Source organism: Pseudonocardia sp. DR1-2, from assembly GCF_023717215.1.
GTDB classification, from domain to species: Bacteria; Actinomycetota; Actinomycetes; order Mycobacteriales; family Pseudonocardiaceae; genus Pseudonocardia; species Pseudonocardia alni.
On record NZ_JAMQOF010000009.1, the window covers coordinates 21,962 to 38,541 of the forward strand.

The 16,580-nt window shown below is 74.3% G+C and carries 17 protein-coding genes and 1 tRNA gene; 9 read left to right on the plus strand and 9 right to left on the minus strand.

Translation table 11 applies throughout. From position 1 onward, the window contains the following. The first annotated feature begins 94 nt into the window (after window positions 1–94). Together ND486_RS23980 and ND486_RS23985 are read left to right on the plus strand one after the other, a co-directional pair. Window positions 95–1,795, plus strand: coding sequence for a class I adenylate-forming enzyme family protein (locus ND486_RS23980; protein WP_251786703.1), 1,701 nt, complete (start codon window positions 95–97; stop codon window positions 1,793–1,795). Between the two features lie 210 nt (window positions 1,796–2,005). Continuing rightward, window positions 2,006–2,575, plus strand: a complete 570-nt coding sequence (locus ND486_RS23985; RefSeq protein WP_251786704.1) for a hypothetical protein — start codon at window positions 2,006–2,008, stop codon at window positions 2,573–2,575. Between the two features lie 6 nt (window positions 2,576–2,581). Here the strand turns inward: ND486_RS23985 and ND486_RS23990 are convergent, their stop codons facing one another. Further along, the gene (locus ND486_RS23990; RefSeq protein ID WP_224401401.1) at window positions 2,582–2,812 is read right to left on the minus strand and encodes a hypothetical protein; all 231 of its coding nucleotides are present in this window, start codon (window positions 2,810–2,812) and stop codon (window positions 2,582–2,584) included. 211 nt (window positions 2,813–3,023) lie between these two features. On the opposite strand from ND486_RS23990, the gene tenA reads away from it, so the two are divergent. Further along, entirely contained in the window at window positions 3,024–3,692 is a 669-nt protein-coding gene (gene tenA, locus ND486_RS23995; RefSeq protein ID WP_208818986.1) for a thiaminase II, read from the plus strand. Window positions 3,693–3,708: 16 nt separating this feature from the next. Here tenA and ND486_RS24000 read toward each other — a convergent pair whose 3' ends face one another. The 3 genes from ND486_RS24000 to ND486_RS24010 all read right to left on the minus strand — a co-directional run bounded on the left by ND486_RS24000 (window position 3,709) and on the right by ND486_RS24010 (window position 6,378). Further along, a complete protein-coding gene (locus ND486_RS24000; protein WP_224401400.1) occupies window positions 3,709–4,113 on the minus strand; it encodes a phage holin family protein in 405 nt (134 codons plus the stop codon). Continuing rightward, window positions 4,110–5,360, minus strand: a complete 1,251-nt coding sequence (locus ND486_RS24005) for a serine hydrolase domain-containing protein (protein ID WP_226353868.1) — start codon at window positions 5,358–5,360, stop codon at window positions 4,110–4,112. Before ND486_RS24005 ends, ND486_RS24000 begins: the two co-directional genes overlap by 4 nt. A gap of 217 nt (window positions 5,361–5,577) precedes the next feature. Beyond that, a complete protein-coding gene (locus ND486_RS24010; protein ID WP_251786705.1) occupies window positions 5,578–6,378 on the minus strand; it encodes a hypothetical protein in 801 nt (266 codons plus the stop codon). A gap of 191 nt (window positions 6,379–6,569) precedes the next feature. Here ND486_RS24010 and ND486_RS24015 point away from each other — a divergent pair, with 191 nt between their 5' ends. Both ND486_RS24015 and ND486_RS24020 read left to right on the plus strand, forming a co-directional pair. Continuing rightward, the gene (locus ND486_RS24015) at window positions 6,570–7,556 is read left to right on the plus strand and encodes a patatin-like phospholipase family protein (RefSeq protein ID WP_251786706.1); all 987 of its coding nucleotides are present in this window, start codon (window positions 6,570–6,572) and stop codon (window positions 7,554–7,556) included. Window positions 7,557–7,650: 94 nt separating this feature from the next. Continuing rightward, on the plus strand, window positions 7,651–7,914 hold the full coding sequence (locus tag ND486_RS24020; protein WP_208818983.1) for a hypothetical protein: 264 nt from the start codon (window positions 7,651–7,653) through the stop codon (window positions 7,912–7,914). A gap of 116 nt (window positions 7,915–8,030) precedes the next feature. Here ND486_RS24020 and ND486_RS24025 read toward each other — a convergent pair whose 3' ends face one another. Next, window positions 8,031–8,240, minus strand: coding sequence for a hypothetical protein (locus tag ND486_RS24025; protein ID WP_251786790.1), 210 nt, complete (start codon window positions 8,238–8,240; stop codon window positions 8,031–8,033). A gap of 19 nt (window positions 8,241–8,259) precedes the next feature. Then, entirely contained in the window at window positions 8,260–9,426 is a 1,167-nt protein-coding gene (locus ND486_RS24030; RefSeq protein ID WP_251786707.1) for a GNAT family N-acetyltransferase, read from the minus strand. 91 nt (window positions 9,427–9,517) lie between these two features. On the opposite strand from ND486_RS24030, the gene ND486_RS24035 reads away from it, so the two are divergent. Continuing rightward, on the plus strand, window positions 9,518–11,155 hold the full coding sequence (locus ND486_RS24035) for a CocE/NonD family hydrolase (protein WP_251786708.1): 1,638 nt from the start codon (window positions 9,518–9,520) through the stop codon (window positions 11,153–11,155). A gap of 148 nt (window positions 11,156–11,303) precedes the next feature. On the opposite strand, the gene ND486_RS24040 is transcribed toward ND486_RS24035, so the two are convergent. After that, window positions 11,304–11,672 carry a hypothetical protein gene (locus ND486_RS24040; protein ID WP_251786709.1) on the minus strand — a complete coding sequence of 123 codons (369 nt, stop codon included), beginning with the start codon at window positions 11,670–11,672 and terminating at the stop codon, window positions 11,304–11,306. Between the two features lie 861 nt (window positions 11,673–12,533). On the opposite strand from ND486_RS24040, the gene ND486_RS24045 reads away from it, so the two are divergent. Together ND486_RS24045 and ND486_RS24050 are read left to right on the plus strand one after the other, a co-directional pair. Next, entirely contained in the window at window positions 12,534–13,145 is a 612-nt protein-coding gene (locus tag ND486_RS24045; protein ID WP_251786710.1) for an FMN-binding negative transcriptional regulator, read from the plus strand. 328 nt (window positions 13,146–13,473) lie between these two features. Continuing rightward, window positions 13,474–13,908: a cupin domain-containing protein gene (locus tag ND486_RS24050; protein WP_251786711.1), complete on the plus strand. Its 435-nt coding sequence runs from the start codon at window positions 13,474–13,476 to the stop codon at window positions 13,906–13,908. A 238-nt stretch (window positions 13,909–14,146) separates the two neighbouring features. Here ND486_RS24050 and ND486_RS24055 read toward each other — a convergent pair whose 3' ends face one another. Next, window positions 14,147–15,007 carry a mycofactocin-coupled SDR family oxidoreductase gene (locus ND486_RS24055; RefSeq protein ID WP_251786712.1) on the minus strand — a complete coding sequence of 287 codons (861 nt, stop codon included), beginning with the start codon at window positions 15,005–15,007 and terminating at the stop codon, window positions 14,147–14,149. Window positions 15,008–15,782: 775 nt separating this feature from the next. Then, window positions 15,783–15,864: transfer RNA gene (locus tag ND486_RS24060), tRNA-Tyr, on the minus strand. A 97-nt stretch (window positions 15,865–15,961) separates the two neighbouring features. On the opposite strand from ND486_RS24060, the gene ND486_RS24065 reads away from it, so the two are divergent. After that, window positions 15,962–16,453, plus strand: coding sequence for a YajQ family cyclic di-GMP-binding protein (locus ND486_RS24065; protein ID WP_251786713.1), 492 nt, complete (start codon window positions 15,962–15,964; stop codon window positions 16,451–16,453). Window positions 16,454–16,580: the final 127 nt, after the last annotated feature.

The following is a 16,580-nucleotide window of genomic DNA, read 5'->3' on the forward strand; positions in this document are numbered from 1 at the left end:
GTGCCGCACGTCACCGGCAGACCGATGGAGGTCGCATGGTCGTCCACGGGGTCGTCCCGTCGTCCCGGACCGGTAGCGGGGCGGGGGTGACCGCATGATCGTCCGTTCGCCCGCCCCGGACCTGGACGTGCCCGCCCTGCCCGCGTCCGCGACGCTCCGCGGCGCGGCCGACCGGTTCGGCGACGCGACGGTCCTGCACCAGGCCGGGCACGAGGTCACCTTCCACGGACTGCTGGCCCGCGCCTCGGCGTTCGCGCATGCGCTGCACGCCGACGGGGTCGGCCGCGGCGACGTCGTCGCGCTGCACCTGCCGAACTGCCCGCAGTACGCGATCGGCTACTGGGGGACGCTGCTGGCCGGGGCGACCGTCACCCCGGCGAACCCACTGCTCGCCCCGGACGACCTGGGCGCGCAGCTCGCGGACGCGGGGGCGGCCGTCGTCGTCAGCTGGGAGGCGGCGCTGCCCGCGGTGCTCGCCGCGCGGCCGGCGACGTCGCTGAAGCGCGTGCTCGTCACCGGTGCCCACGGCGACCCGGAGCAGCTGCCCCCGGAGGTGACCGGGTTCTCCGCGCACCTCGACGGCAGGCCGGCCACCCCGCCGGGCACCGACCTGGAGGTGGACCCGGACCGCGACCTCGCCCACCTGGCCTACACCGGCGGTACCACCGGCCGGTCCAAGGGTGTGCGGGTCACCCACCGGCACGTGCTCACCAACGCGCTGCAGGCCGCCTGCTGGGGCACCGGCGCCCGGCCGGACGTGACCGCCACCGTGCACGGGCCCGGCGTCGTCCTGGCCGACCCCGGTCCGGCGTCGGAGTTCCCGACCCCGATCGGCACCGGGCGGGCGATCGGCATCGCCCCCTGGTTCCACGCCATGGGCACGATCGGCGGGCTCAACGTCCCGCTGCTCACCGGGACGACGACGATCGTGCACGCCCGCTTCGACCCGCGCGCCTACCTGGCCGACGCCACCCGGTTCGCCGTCACCTCGCTGTCCGGCGCGCCACCGGTGTACGCGGCGCTGCTCGCCCACCGCGAGGCCGCCGGGGACCTGTCCTCGGTGCGGTCGCTGACCTCGGGCGCGGCACCGCTGCCGGTCGAGATCATCCGGGCGCTGCGCGACTGGTTCGGCGAGGACCTGGTCATCTCCGAGGGCTACGGCCTGACCGAGGTCACGATGGCCGCCACCCTCGGTCCCGCCGCCCGGTCCGCGGACCGGCGCCCGGGCACCGTCGGGCTGCCGATCGCGGGCACCGAGATCCGCATCTCCGGACCGGACGGCGAGGAGCTCGACGCCGGCGCCGAGGGCGAGGTGTGGATCCGCGGGCCGCAGGTCACCGGCGGCTACCACCGGCGCCCGGCCGAGACCGCGGCCGCCTTCGACGGCGACGGGTGGCTGCACACCGGCGACGTCGGCGTCCTCGACGGCGACGGCTACCTGCGCATCGTGGACCGGCTCAAGGACATGCTGCTCCACAAGGGCTACAACGTGTACCCGCGCGACCTGGAGGAGCGGCTGCTGGCGCTGCCGGGCGTGACCGGTGCGGCCGTCGTCGGGCGCCCGGTGGGGGTCGACGGCGAGCACCCGGTCGCGTTCCTGACCACCGTGCCCGGCGCCGACGGGGCCGCGGTCCGCGCCGCCGTCGGCGGGCTGAACGAGCGCCTGCTGCCCTACCAGCGGCTGCGGGAGGTGCACCTCGTCGGGGCGATCCCGGTCTCGGCGGCGGGGAAGGTGCTCAAGCGGGACCTCCGCGAGCAGCTGCCGGCCCTGTCCCCGGACGTGGCGAAGGAGTGACGATCAACCACTCTGTGTGAGGGAACGGGCGCTGCACGGGTGGACGAGTACGTCCGATGGGTGGAGTAGTCACTCCTACGGTTGGCGTAGGGGATGACCGGATAACAGGCTGGTCGTACGACACGACAGACGGGTGGAAGCAGGAGCCGGCGGCGCGCACCGGATCCCGAAGAACCCCGTATCGACTCCCCCGAGATCGTGGTGATCGTCATGTCCGCGCCCGCCGTCCACATCCCCAGCCCGCGCCGCCCCCTGGGCGCCGTCCCCGCCTCCCCGTCGGTCCCCGCACCGCGGGCCGGTGGGACCGGTCGTGCGGACCGGGTCGAGGGGCGGCACCGCCGTCGCGAGGACCACGTCGACCTGCCGGCGCCTCGCCGGGAGCGTCCGCGGTCGACCTCGCCGCTGGCGCCGGGCATCCCCGCACCGCGACCGGCGTCGCCCGGGTCGTCGGCGTCGCGTCCGGGCCCGGCGGCGCAGCACCGCACCGTCCCCGCACCGCGTCCGGCCGGCGGCTCCGTCCCGGAGCCCCGCCGCACCGGCACCCCGGCCCGGCCGCTCGGCGGCACCCCGGCGCGGGGCCCCGTCGCCCCGGAACGGGACGGCGCCGGACGCACCGGCGGGCCGTCGGCCGTCGCACGCACCCTGGACGTCCTGGGCTGGGTCGGAAGCATCACCACGATCGCGGCGATGCTGGTCCTGTCCGCCGCGCTGGCCGGGCTCGCCGACGGCACCCCGCCGAGCGGTGCGGCCGCCGAGGTGGCCGTGACGACCCTGCGCTGAGCGGGGTCAGGCCGCGTCGGAGCGCGCCGCCCGGTCCGGCGGCACCGCCTTCATGACGTGGTCGACCAGGTCCAGGACCATGCGGTTCCCGCCGAGGCGGTACCCGAAGTCCTCCCAGCCGAGCAGCTCACGCGAGATCAGCTCGCCGACCGGGCCGGGGTAGATCCGGGTCGCACGGAACGCGGCCGCGCGGATCCGCATCTTCTCGTGGTGATCCATGGGTTGCGGGTCGCTCATACCCTCACCTCCACGTCAGGGGGACTGGACGTGGCGCGTCCTCCACACTGAGTGGCTCGCCTGCGTTCCATCGTGACACCCCCACGCCGCAGGACCAGGCGACGTGCGCAGGATCTCAGGCGCCGTGTCACCGGGGTGTTCCCCGCCGGTCACGCCGGCGTTGCGGGGTCGATCACACGACCGCCCGGGCCCCGGTGGATACCGTGCCCGCATGGCCGACCGCACCCGGGACCTGCTCTGGTCCGACGTCGACACCCTGTACGGGGCGATCCTCGCCCACCCGTTCGTCACCGGGCTGACCGACGGCTCGTTGCCGCACGAGACGTTCCGGCACTACATCGTCCAGGACGCGCACTACCTGCGCGGCTACGCCACCGCGCTCGCCGTGTGCGCGGCGAAGGCCCCGACCGACGACGACACCCTCATGTTCGCCGAGCACGCCGCCGGCGCGATCGCCGCCGAGCGGGAGCTGCACGCCGACCTGCTCGGCGCGCTCGGCCTCACCTCGGAGCAGGCCCGCGAGCTGCCGGTCGCCCCGGCCACCCGCGCCTACGTCAGCTACCTGCTGGCGGCCGCGTACGGCGGGTCCTACGCCGAGGGCGTCGCCGCGGTGCTGCCCTGCTACTGGATCTACGGCCGGGTCGGCGAGCACCTGGTCGGCGCAGGCTCCCCCGACCCGGTCTACCAGCGCTGGATCGACATGTACGCGGGCGAGGAGTACCACGCCGTCGTCGAGGCCGTGCTGGACGCGACCGACCGGGTCGGCGCCGCCGCGTCGACGGCCGAGCTCGCCCGCATGCGCGAGCACTTCACGACGACCTCGCGCTACGAGTGGATGTTCTGGGACGGCGCGTACCGCCGGGAGACCTGGCCGGTCTGAGCCCGGCCGGGTCGCCTCAGCGGTTGTCGAGCCGGTCCGGGATCACCAGGTGCAGGAAGAACGACACGATCCCGACGACGATCGCGCCCCAGAACGCCGCCCAGAACCCGTCGACGGTGAACGGCAGGTTCAGCACCGAGGACAGCCAGCCCGTCAGCAGGAACATGAGCGCGTTCACCACGAGCGCGAACAGGCCCAGCGTGAGGATGTAGAGCGGGCAGCCCAGCGTCGCCACGATCGGCTTGACCACGGCGTTGACCAGGCCGAACACCAGGGCCACGCCGATCAGCGTGAGGATCGAGGTGGAGGTGCCGGCGGCCTCCAGCCGGATGCCGCCGACCAGCACCGTCGCCACCCACAACGAGGCGGCGACGACGAGCGTGCGGATGGTGAAGGTGAGCACGGGGCTCGGTGGGGTCATCGGTCGGTCACCGCCTGCTGGACCAGCGTCTGGAGCTGGGATCGGATCGGGTAGGTGCTGGAGGGGACGAGCTGGGTCATGAAGACGACCACCAGGTCGTCGACGGGGTCCACCCAGAACGCGGTGGAGGCCAGCCCGCCCCAGGCGAAGGTGCCCTCGTTGGCGAAGCCCTTCGTCGCCGCCCCGTCGACGACGACGGAGAAGCCGAGCCCGAAGCCGACACCGGCGAACGCCGACTCGGAGAAGATGGGCCGCCCGACGGTGTCGAGGTCGGCGCCGCCGGGCAGGTGGTTGCGGGTGGCCCGGGCCAGGGTGCGCGGGCCGAGGATGCGGGCGCCGTCGAGCTCGCCGCCGCGGGCGAGCATCCGGGCGAACCGCAGGTAGTCGCCGGTGGTGGACAGCAGTCCGCCGCCGCCGGAGAGGAAGGTGGGCTCGCGGGTCGCGGACCGGGCGAGCGCCTTGTTCTCGACCAGGCCGCCGCCGGGGCGGGCGTTGTAGAGCGTCGCGAGCCTGCCGGCCTGCGCGGACCCCTCCGGCACCCAGAACGCGGTGTCGGTCATCCCGAGCGGGCCGGTGATCTCCTCGCGGAGGAACTCGTCGAGCCGGCGCCCGGACGCGACCTCGACGACCCGGCCGAGCACGTCGGTGGCCACCGAGTAGTTCCACTCCGTGCCCGGCTGGAACAGCAGCGGGAACGACGCGAAGTGCTCGCTCGCGGCCGCGAGGTCCATCCCGGACGGGGCGCCGAACTCGAAGCCCTTGGAGCGGTACATCTCGTCGACGGGGTGGGCGTGGTGGAAGCCGTAGGTCAGACCCGCGGTGTGGGTCAGCAGGTGGTGCACCCGCATCGGCTCGACGGCCGCGTCGGTCCCCGGGTTGAGCGCCGAGCCACCGCGGTAGACGCGCTGCTCGGCGAACGCCGGGATGTAGCGCGACACCGGGTCGGTGAGCTCCAGGGCGCCCCGCTCGGCGAGCATCAGGACCGCGACCGAGGTGATCGGCTTGGTCATCGAGTAGATGCGCCAGAGCGTGTCGTCGGTCACCGGGGCGGCGGAGTCGAGGTCGCGGACGCCGAGGTGGGTCAGGTGCGCGAGCCGGTCGTGCCGGGCGACGGCGATCGTCGCGCCGGCGAGGCGGCCGTCGTCGACGTAGCGGCGGAAGTGGCTGTCGATCCGGGCCAGCCGGGCGGGGTCGAGGCCGACCTCCGCCGGGTCCGCCTCGAGCGTGCCGAAGGTCGGGGAGGTCACGATCACGACCCTACCCGCGGGCCGCGTCCACAGTTCTGACGATCCTGCGGCCCCGCGCGTCACCCCGCGGACGCCCGCTCGTACTACCGGGAGTGCCCTGCGGGGCGCGCGGACGCCGGCGGGGGCCGGTGCCCGCCCACGCGTCGTGGCCGGTCCGAACGGGGAGCCCGGGCGGGCCACGGCGCGGCCGGGCCGGAGCGACGCGGACCCGAGCGGCTCAGACCGGCACGATCTCGTAGCGGGCCAGGCGCTCGCCGCGCAGCGCGGTCGCCCGCAGCGCCGCCGCCAGTGCCCGCGACGCCCGCGGCAGCCGGGCCGCGACCTCGGCGGGTGGGGACGCGGCGTCGCAGGAGGCGGCCAGGCGCAGCCCCCACGGCTCCAGCTCGCGCGGGTCCTCGCAGGTCCAGTCGACGTCCAGCTCGCGCAGCGGGCCCGCGGCGAGCCGCCCGGCCGCGCCCCGGGACAGCAGGTCGGTGACGAGCTCGGCGCCCGGGAGCATCCGCGCGGCGGTGAACACGATCCGCTGCACGCCCTGCTCGGGCAGCAGCGTCAGCACCCGGTCGGAGACGACCAGGTGCGGGCCCGGCAGGTCGCGAGCCAGCTCCAGCCAGTCCTCGTCGAGCGCGGACCCGGCCACCAGGTGCGCCGGGCCCGCCAGCAGCTCGCGGCGCAGCTCGGCCACCCCGGGCAGCTCGACGTCGACCCAGTGCGCCGGGCCGTCGTCGCCGAGCCGTCCCGCGCGGTCACCCAGCCCCGGTCCCAGCTCGACGACGGTCCCGCCCGGGTGCCGTCGTGCGAACCCGCGCACCCACTCGTCGAGGACGGCGACCCGCAGCAGCGTGGAGAGCGTGTCGGCCCGCCCGGGCGCCGAGCCCAGGTCGAGGTCGTCCGCGACGACGGCGGCGGCGTGGTCCCCGACCACCGGATGGCGGCGACGGGCGTCGCGGGCCCTGGCGTGTGCCGCGGGCAGTGACGTCGCCTCGAGCGCCTGCAACCGCGGGCGGCGTCGTTGCGTCACGGTGTCCTTCCCCCCTCCAGCGGGCCTCCGCGAGGGCGTCGGCGCTGGTCGCGCGAACGTACTAGTTGGCAGGCGAGGCACCCGACCCGGGAGGCGCCGGGCGGTGGACGGCCCGCGGTCGGTGGCTCGTGAGCGGTCCCCGGACACCGGGTCGCCGCCGCCGCCGGGCCGCGGACCTCCATGATGGGGGCGTGCCCCCCGCCCTCCTCACCTCCGCCGCGCACGGCGACGCCGAGGTCCTGCGCCTGCTCGAGCGCCGCCGCGACACCGGGCGCCGCCCCGGCCTGCACGCCGACGGGGCACGGATCGCGCTGGTCGTCGGCGGGGGCGGGATGCGCGGCTCCTACGCGGCCGGGATGGTGCACGCGCTGTCCGACCTCGGGCTCGCCGCCGGCGTCGACGAGGTGTGGGGCAGCTCGGCCGGGGCGTTCGTCGGGACGGCGCTGGTCATGGGGCACGGAGCCGAGGTGTCCCGGGTGTTCGAACGGGACATGGCCTGCCGCGAGTTCATCGACCCGCGCCGGTTCGGCACCCGTCGCCCGATGGTGTCGCTGGACCACCTGTTCGACCGGATCCTGGTCGACTCCCTCCCCACCGACTGGTCGCGGCTGGTGGACCCGCCGGTCCCGCTGAACGTCGTGGTCACCGGTGCGGTCGACCTGCGTCCGCGGGTGCTGACCGCGCTGCCCGACGGGGCCACGTGGAGGGCCGCAATGCGGGCGACGGCGGCGATCCCGCTGCTGGCGGGCCCCCCGGTACGGGTCGGCTCGGGCGAGGACGCCGAGGACTTCATCGACGGCTCGGTCGGCGACCCGCTCCCGGTCGCACGGGCCCTGCGCGACGGCGCCACGCACGTCCTGGCCCTGCTCACGCGCACCGCCGACGACCTCACCGGCACCCCGCCGGACGCCCGCACCCCGCTGTGGGCCCGCTCGCTGGACCGGCTCGCACCGGGCCTGGGCCGGATGGCGCAGGACGCCGCCCGGCACGGCGAGTGCCTGCCGCTGCTCGCCGACGCCGCGCACCCGGACCGGGCCGGGGCGCACCTGCTGACGCTGAGTCCGCACTCCCCCGCCGGCGTCCACGGCCTGTCCACCGACCCCGGGCGGGTCGCCGCCGCGGCCCGGATCGGCTACGAGACGGTGCTGTCCGCGACGGCCCCGGCCGCCGCGGCCTGAGCCCCTCCCACCCGTGCGCCGATGACTTCGGCGCGGCCGGGCGGTCGGAACCGGTGTGGGCACCGTGCCCCGTACCGGACCCGGGGGGTGGCCCATGCGCGACGACGCGCCGTCGCGGGTGCGGACCCGCACCGTCGTGCTCGCCCCCGGCGAGGTCCGCCCGCACGTCGAGGACGAGTGGCGGGGCGCCGTCGTCGTGGTCGACGCCGGGCAGATCGAGCTGTGCTGCGCCGCGGGCGGGAGCCGGACCTTCGGTACCGGGTCGGTGCTGTGGTTCACCGGGCTGAACCTGGTCCGGGTCCGCAACCCCGGCCGGGACGAGGCGGTGTTCCGCGGCATCACCCGCGAGCCGCCCTGACCCCGGTCCTCCTCGGCCCCCCGTGTCGACGCGGCCCGCCGTGTCGACACGGCCCGCCGTGTCGAGCGCCCGCTGCGTCGGGTCGGCCCGCCGTGTCGCGCGCCTACTGCGTCGGGTCAGCCCGCCGCGTCGAGCGCCCGCTGCCAGATCCCGTTGCGCGTGGCGACGAGGCCGAGCTCGCGCGGGTCGGTCACGCACACCCCGCGGGGGCGGTGGGCGTCCCACAGCTGCGCGTCGTCGAAGACGGCCCCGCAGCCCCCGAACCGGCGGCAGCAGTGCGCCCGGTCCGGTCCCACCCACTCGGTACCGCAACAGGACATCCGCATGATCCGCACGGCGGGCAGGCTACGGGGCACCCCCGACAGTTCCGGTGGGCGGCGGGAGCGGGTCGGTGGCGAGGAGGTCGTACCAGACGCCGTCGTCGACGATCTCGTTCTCCGTGCCGTGCACGCCGTCGGCCCGCGGGCGGCCCCACAGCCGGAACCCGGCGCGCTCGGCGACGCGGCGGCTGGCGGTGTTGTCCGCCGCGGCGCCGAGCTGCAGCCGGTGCCGGCCCATCCCGCCGTCGGCGACCGGGGTGAACGCGTGCCGCACGACCCGGCGGACCGCGGCGGACACCGCGCCGCGGCCGCGGGCGTCGGGGTGGGCGCGGTAGCCGACCTCACCGCCGGTCGGGGTGTAGGCCCGGTCGGTGCCGAACACCGAGACGGTGCCGAGGTAGCGGTCGTCGTCCGGGTCGGCGATCACCCAGCCGACACCGGAGCCCAGGGAGCGTTCCAGCGGGTGGTCGCGCAGCCAGCGTCGGGCGTCGTCGTCGGTGTAGGGCACCGGGAGGGTCGCGCTCCACCAGCGGGCGAGGGGGTCGTTGCACGCCTCGACGTGCCGGGTGAGGTCGGCCCCGGTGGGCGGGCGGAGCCGGACGCCGTCGCCGTCGAGCACCGGGTGCGGCCACCACGTCGTCGCCGGGGCCCGCTCGGCGACGGGTGTGCCGGGCAGCAGCACGGCGGTCCAGGCGTCGACGAGGTCGTCGCCGGCCCGCAGCGCCCGGGTGCGGACACCCTCGAAGCGGAACCCGCAGGCGTGTGCCACGCGCCAGGACGCGACGTGCCCGGCACGGCAGTCCCAGTGCAGCGCGGCGAACCCGGCGACGTCGAAGCCCCAGTCGGCGGCCAGCCGCAGCGCACGGCTCGCGAGCCCCCGTCCGCGCGCCCACGGCGCGAGCAGGTAGCCGACCGACGGCAGCGGGTCGCGACGCAGGTCGATCGAGCCCGCGTAGCGCGGGCGGCCGTCGCACGCGGCCTCCACCGCCCACACGTACTGACGGCCCGCGGCCCACCGGCGACGGGCGAGGTCGACCCACTCCCGGGCCCGGTCCTCCCCGGCGGTCGGGTCGAGCGACGTCCAGCGGTGCACGTCGGGGTCGCGGTACACCTCGAGCATCCCGGGGACGTCGGATCCGGTGTGCGCGCGCAGGGTCACGACCCCGTCGGTGAGTACGGGAGGGACGGTCACGTCGACACCGTCACCGGCCACGCCCGGTCGGGGCAACCGGGTTCTCCTACGATCGGACCTGTCCGCAGGGGGCGGACGAGGGGGAGGTGTCATGGCCGCGCTCACGGAGCGACTGGTCGACCGCAGGCTGGGCTTCGGTGCCGACGAGCCGTACGTGCGCGAGCGTGACCTGCGGGTCCCGCTCTCCGACGGTGTCGTCCTGCTCGCCGACCTCTATCGGGCCCCCGGCCCGCTCCGGCCGCGTCCGACGGTGCTGATGCGCACCCCCTACGGCCGCGACGGCCTCGGGTCGATCATCGGTTCGCTGCTGGCGCGCCGCGGGTTCCAGGTGCTGGTGCAGTCCACCCGGGGCACCTTCGGCTCGGGCGGGCAGTTCCGCCCGTTCCTGCACGAGAGCTCCGACGGTCTGGACACGCTCGCCTGGGTGCGCGGGCAGACCTGGTGCGACGGCCGCGTCTCGATGGTCGGCCCCAGCTACGTCGGGCACACCCAGTGGGCGGTCGCCCCCTACGCCGACCCGGGTCTGTGCTCGATGAACGCCGACATCACCGCGTCGGAGTTCACCAGCACCTTCTACCCGGGCGGCGCGCCCGGCCTGCTCAACCTCGCGACCTGGGTGAACCAGATCGGCCGCCAGGAGCGCATCGGCGCGGTCACCGGCTTCCTCGCGACGCCGGTGTTCAGCCGTCGCAAGCGCCGCGCGGTGACCTCCCAGCCGCTGCAGGCCGCGGACGTCGCGCTGACCGGGGCGCCGGTGGTGTTCTGGCGGGACTTCGTCGAGCACGCCGAGCAGCCGCGCGAGTTCTGGGCGCCCGCCGAGCACGACGGTTTCGACGCCGCCGCGATGCCGCCGGTCTGCATGGTGACCGGCTGGTGGGACCTGTTCCTGGACCGTCAGCTGGTGGACTTCACCGCGCTGCAGCGGGGCGGGGCGACGGCGCGGATCACGATCGGCCCGTGGACCCACGGCGACCGCGGCTCACTGTCGACCATCGCCCACGAGATGGTCCACTGGCTGGGCGTGCACCTGCACGGCGGCGAGCACGACGAGCGCGCGCCGGTCCGGGTGTACGTGCAGCACGCCGACCGCTGGACCGACCTGCCGTGCTGGCCGCCGCCGGAGGCCCGCCCGACCGAGTGGTACCTCGACGCCGACGGCGGGCTGGGCCCGGACCGGCCGGCCGGGACACCCCCGCCGTCACGGTTCGTCTACGACCCCGCCGACCCGACACCGACGGTCGGGGGCCCGATGCTCCAGCCGCCGTCCAAGCAGCTGGACAACCGCGCCGTCGAGGCCCGCGACGACGTGTGCGTCTGGACCGGCCCGCCGCTGGAGTCCGACCTGGACCTGCTCGGTCCGGTGTCGGCCGTGGTCTACGTGCGGACCGGGACGGGGATCGGCGACGTGTTCGTACGCCTGTGCGACGTCGGCCCCGACGGGACCTCGATGAACATCACCGACGCGATGCACCGGCTGGTGCCCGACCGCGAGGCCACCGCCCCGGACGGCACGACGGTCGTCCGGATGACGCTGAGCCCGACCGGGTACCGCGTGCGGGCCGGGCACCGGCTCCGGGTGCAGGTCGCCGGCGCGGCGTTCCCGCGCTTCGCCCGCAACCCGGGAACCGGTGAACGGACGGCGACCGCGGTCGGCGGGGAACGGATCTCCTACGAGATCCTGCACGATTCCGAGCACCCCTCGCACGTGGTCCTGCCGCACCACCCCTGAATTCCGGGTCCACCATTCGCCTTTCCGGTCGTCCCCGGAAATGCGGATATCCCCCGCTCCGGTCGGAAGAGCGGGGGATCTCCGGAAGTGCAGGGTCACGGATGACGGGAAGACGGTCCCGTCATCGTGCCCGGTGGTGCAGGTGCACTCAGTCCTGGATGTTGGTCTGGCTGTCGCCCTGCGAGCAGTCGCTGAAGCTCGGGGCGTCCTCACCGTTGGTGGCCTGGCCACCCAGGATGCCGAGGACGCTGGCGGCGACGTCGGCGCTGTTCAGCGAGCAGCTGAGCACGTTGGCGTTGTTGAGGGCGTTGACGTCGCCGACGTTGACCAGACCGGTCTGGTCGCCGCTGACGCGGTCCTTCTCCAGGTTGTTGATCTGGTCGGCGTTGATGCGGTCGCCGCCGTGGCCGTGCCCGTGGCCCTTGTCCCAGCCGCCGTCACCCGCGAAGGCGAGCGGGGAGATGGCGAGCAGACCAGCGGTGACGCCGGCGGTCAGGATTCCAGCCTTCTTCAGCACAGTTATTTCTCCGTCGTGTACGGGGTCCGATGTCGGACCGGCGTGTTCGGCGTGGGTTCGGGAGCCCCGCCGATGCACAGAACGCTATCCGGTCCATCCCCGATCCGACGAACTTTCTACCACTATCGGACGACGGGCATTACTGCCCGCGAGGTTATTGCTCTCTTCCGGCAGCCGGGAATCCGCGTGAACGTCGCTTCCGGACGCTGTTCGCGACGGATCGTCACCACAGTGGACCCGAACGGACGCGTACCTTTTTCCCGGAACACGCTCCGTGATGCACCCTCCGCACGGCCGTGTCACCGCGTCACCCTGTCGTATTGACCCGGGGGAACTCCCGGCACCGGGATCGCACCCCCCGGCGGACGGATCCGCCCCGGAAGAGTGGGCCGGAACCGGCTCGTCCGCGGCGTGCCGCCGTCGACGTCCGCCGCCGACGACACGCACCGCCGGGATCGCCACGGCCTCCGACGTCCCCGCCGCCGCGGAACTGCTCTGCGCGGCGCTCCTCGACCACCCGTTCACCCGTCACACGATCGATGCGGTCGAGCACCCGCGACGCCCGGGCGCCGGCCAGGAGCTGCTGCTGCGCGAGGTCGGTGTCCCGCACGGGCCGGGCCGGGTGGACCGCGACGGACTCCGGGCCCTCGCTCGCGTCGGACGTGCGGCTCCGCACCCGCCCCGGTTCCCGGGTCACCGCCGAGGTCGACCGGCCGCGCGGCGGGCCCCCGGACCTGGTCGATGCTGCGGCCAGCCACGACGAGTGGCCCCTGAGAACGGCCCGGGAACGGCCGTCCGGGATCGCCGTCGCGCCGGGCACCCTGGAGGGAGCCCGACCGCGCCCGGAGGAGAGGACCCGCCGTGTACGTCCCCGCCCACTTCGCCCCCACCGACGAGGACGTCCGCCGGCTCCTCGCCCGCCCCGGTGCCGCGGACCTGGTCACAGCCGGCCCGGAGGGACTCGACGCGACGCTGCTGCCGTTCGTCCACGACCCCGACCGCGGCGCGCTGCTCGGTCACCTCGCCCGGAACAACGAGCACTGGACCCGCGTCGACGGCCGGCAGGGGCTCGTCATCGTCCGCGGGCCGGACTCCTACGTCAGCCCGACCTGGTACGCGTCGAAGGCCGAGCACGGCCGGGTCGTGCCCACCTGGAACTACGTGACCGCCCACGTCCGCGGCACCGTGGTCGTCCACGACGACGTCGACTGGCTCGACGCCGTCGTGCGTCGCCTGACCGATCTGTACGAGGCCGGCCGGCCCGCGCCCTGGAGCGTCGACGACGCCCCGGAGGCGTTCGTGCGGGGGCAGCTGCGCGCGATCGTGGGCGTCGAGCTGCGGATCGAGAGCATCGAGGCGAAGCTCAAGCTGAGCCAGAACCGGCCGGCCGCCGACGTCGACGGCGTGGTGGGCGGGCTCGAGGCCGCCGGGGACCACGCGGGCGCCCGGGCGGTGGCGGCACACCGCCGGTGACGGACGCCGGACCGGACACCGCCGGTCGGGCGGGCACTCCGTGACCACTCGTCCTGGCTGCCACCACGACGTGGACACCCCTCGGGCGAGGGGTGCGGCCGGATCCCGCACCCGGACGTCGTCCTGGCGATGGATCGTGTACCTCACGAACACGATCAGGGCCGATATCCCGAGATGGACGTCAGGGCTTCTCGTCTCGGAGACTGCCCGGGGGTGGCCGCTCCGGGTCACCGCGCCGGCCAGGGTCTGCGCCGCCCGCCCGCAGAGTCCCGATCGAACGGGGATGCGGCCGGCGTTCGGCGGCCGGGTCGAGTCGTGAGGGATGTCGATGAGCGACGGCACGTCGAGCAGGTTCCACGTCAGGGCGCAGACCCAACCCGTCGTCGACCAGGGCGACGCCGGGAACGAGTCGTGGATGAGCGCCGGCGGTGACCCGCGCGATCGGGGACGGCTGATCGAACTCGTGTCGGAGCAGCTCGTCGGGTCCGAGCGCCTGATGGTCGGACTGGCCTGGCTGAGCCCCGGCGAGGTGCACCTGCTCCACCATCACCCGCACGCTGACGAGTGGTACTACGTCATCCGGGGGTCGGCGCAGTTCACCATCGGCGACGAGGTCATCCGTGGTGAGCCGGGTTCGGCTCTGTGGATCCCCACGGGGGTACCGCACCGGATCCACAACGACCGTCCGCGGGAGACGCTCGAGTTCCTGTGGGGCTTCGACCGCCCGCGTCTGGACTCGGTCGGGATCGTCTGGGACGAGTAGCCCGCGGGACGTGATCGCGCGGTGGCTCGACGGGCACGCAGCGGATCGCATGTGGACACCGATGCCGGACATCCGGCTCGCTCGGCGGCTGGGGCCGGGTGACCTGCGGCGCACGTACGGACCTCCCGCCCGCGTCCGCGTATCGTCCGTGAGCTGCACCGGCGGGGGCCTCTCCCCCACATGCCCGGCCTGCTGGTGATCTCCGAGCAGTGTCGGGTCTGGGCGGAGCCCCGTGGGTTCACCGGACCAGCATGCCTGCGTCGACCGGTAGCGCGACGCCGGTGATGTAGCGGGCCTCACCGGAAGCCAAGAACGCGACCGCAGCGGTGATGTCCTCGGGTTGCACGAGGCCGACTTCGAGGAGGTTGGCGACGTCGTCGACCGGCTTGGGCTGCTCAGGCGGGGTGTCGCCGCCGCCGAAGAGTGCCTCGACCGCGGGGTTGAGGACCATGCGGGTTGCGACGCCGGAGGGGTTGACGCAGTTGACGCGGATCCCGTGGGGTGCGAGCCAGGTCGCAAAGGTGCGCATGAGCCCGACCACGCCGTGCTTGCTCGCCACATAGCCGTCGCTGCCGCCCTGGCCGTCGCCACCACGCCCGGTCAGCCCGAACGCGGAGCTCGTGAGCACGATCGCCCCGCCGTGGCGCTGCTCGATCATGCGCGGTGCAGTGGCCTGGACGGTGTTCCAGACCCCGGTGAGATTGACGTCGAGCTGGTCACGGAACTCCGCCGGGCCGTCGGCGCCCGTCATGAGCCCGATACCGGCGTTGGCGAGCACGACATCGGGAGCCGCATCCAGGTCGGCACACGCACGGTCGACAGCCGCGGCCAGGGCTTCTGCGTCCCTCACGTCGACCGGGATCCCGACCGCCCGTCGGCCGAGCTCGCGGACCCGGTCCGTGGTCTCGGCCAGGTCGGAGTGGGTCGCGAGGTCGTAGGCGACGGTCGCGATGTCCTCGCAGATGTCCAGGGCGATGACGTCGGCGCCCTCGGCGGCCAGGGCCAGTGCGTGGCTACGTCCCTGGCCGCGGGCCGCACCGGTGATCAGTGCGGTCCGGCCGTGGAAGCGTCCGGTGGTCCTCGGCCGGGGAATGCTCATACGACGGTCGACTGTCGGGGGACCGCGAACTCATCGGGCTGAGCGATCAGAGGTGCCGCGCTGCAGGGGCCGGGCAGGCGACCGATCACCTCGCTCCGCCGGCGCGCCCCGAAGATCACCGGGGCGGTGAACCCTCGGGTCGTGATCAACCACCGGCAGGCCCGTGCGCTCCTCGACGCTGTCCGTGGCCAGGGGTCCGGGCCTCCACTCGTCGCGTTCCTCGGTGTCGTGTACTACACCGCCCTGCGTCCGGGTGAGGCCGTCGAGCTGCGCGAGGAGGCCCTGTCCCTGCCCGAACGCGGGTGGGGTGAGCTGTACCTGAACGCCTCCGCCCGTCGGCCGGCCGGGCATGGAGTGAGTCCGGCACCCGCCGGGAGCCGCGCCGGCTCAAGCACCGGGGCACGAAGGAGGTCCGGGTGGTCCGTCCCCGCCGGCACTGACCGCGGAAAAGGCCGCGTCACCACTCGCACGGCGCCCCTACGACCTCCGGCACGCCGCGGTGTCCACCTGGCTCAACGGCCGTGTCCCCGCCCCGCAGGTCGCGTCCTGGGCCGGACACAGCGTGGACGTTCTGCTGCGGGTCCATGCCAGGTGCATCGCCGGTCAGGACGACGCGGTCCACCGTCGCGTCGAGGACGCGCTCCGCGACCAGGATCAGTCCGTGCATAGTCCGTGAACACCCGTCACGAGCCGTCCGGAGCCGGACACACCCGGACTACGAAAGAGACCCCCGGTTCCAGCATTTCCGCTGGTCGGGGGTCTCTTTCACCTGCTGTGGCTGGTCCAGGATTCGAACCTGGGAAGGCTACGCCGACGGATTTACAGTCCGCTCCCTTTGGCCGCTCGGGCAACCAGCCGGGGTGCACGTCGCTCTCGCTGAGTGCGTGAACGAGGATACGACACGACCGACGGCCCCCGACGAGGGGGCCCCGACCGACCCCGAGGGAGTGACCGATGGCCGACCCGTCGTTCGACGTCGTGAGCAAGGTGGAGCGCCAGGAGGTGGACAACGCCCTGAACCAGGCCGCCAAGGAGCTGTCGCAGCGCTTCGACTTCCGCGGCACCAACACGACGCTCGCATGGGCCGGCGAGGAGGCCGTGACCTTCGAGTCCGACACCGAGGAGCGGCTGCTCGCCGGGATCGAGGTGTTCAAGGAGAAGCTGATCAAGCGCTCGATCAGCCTGAAGGCCCTCGAGGTGGACGAGCCCCAGCTGTCGGGCAAGGCCTATAAGGCTGGCGGCAAGATCCTGCAGGGCATCGCGCAGGACAAGGCCAAGGAGATCAGCAAGGCCATCCGCGACGAGAAGCTCAAGGGCGTCCAGGCCCAGATCCAGGGCGACCAGCTGCGCGTCTCGGGCAAGAAGAAGGACGACCTGCAGGCCGTCATCGCGCTGCTCAAGTCCAAGGACTTCGGCATCGCGCTGCAGTTCACCAACTACCGGTAGCCGGGCCGGCCCCGGCACGGCCGGACACCTCCCGCCCGCCACGCCACACGCCCACGATCGACAGGCTGTCGCCGATCGTGGCGGTCGGGTCGCGGGCGGGCGGGCGGGCGGGCCGGCTCCCGGCCGG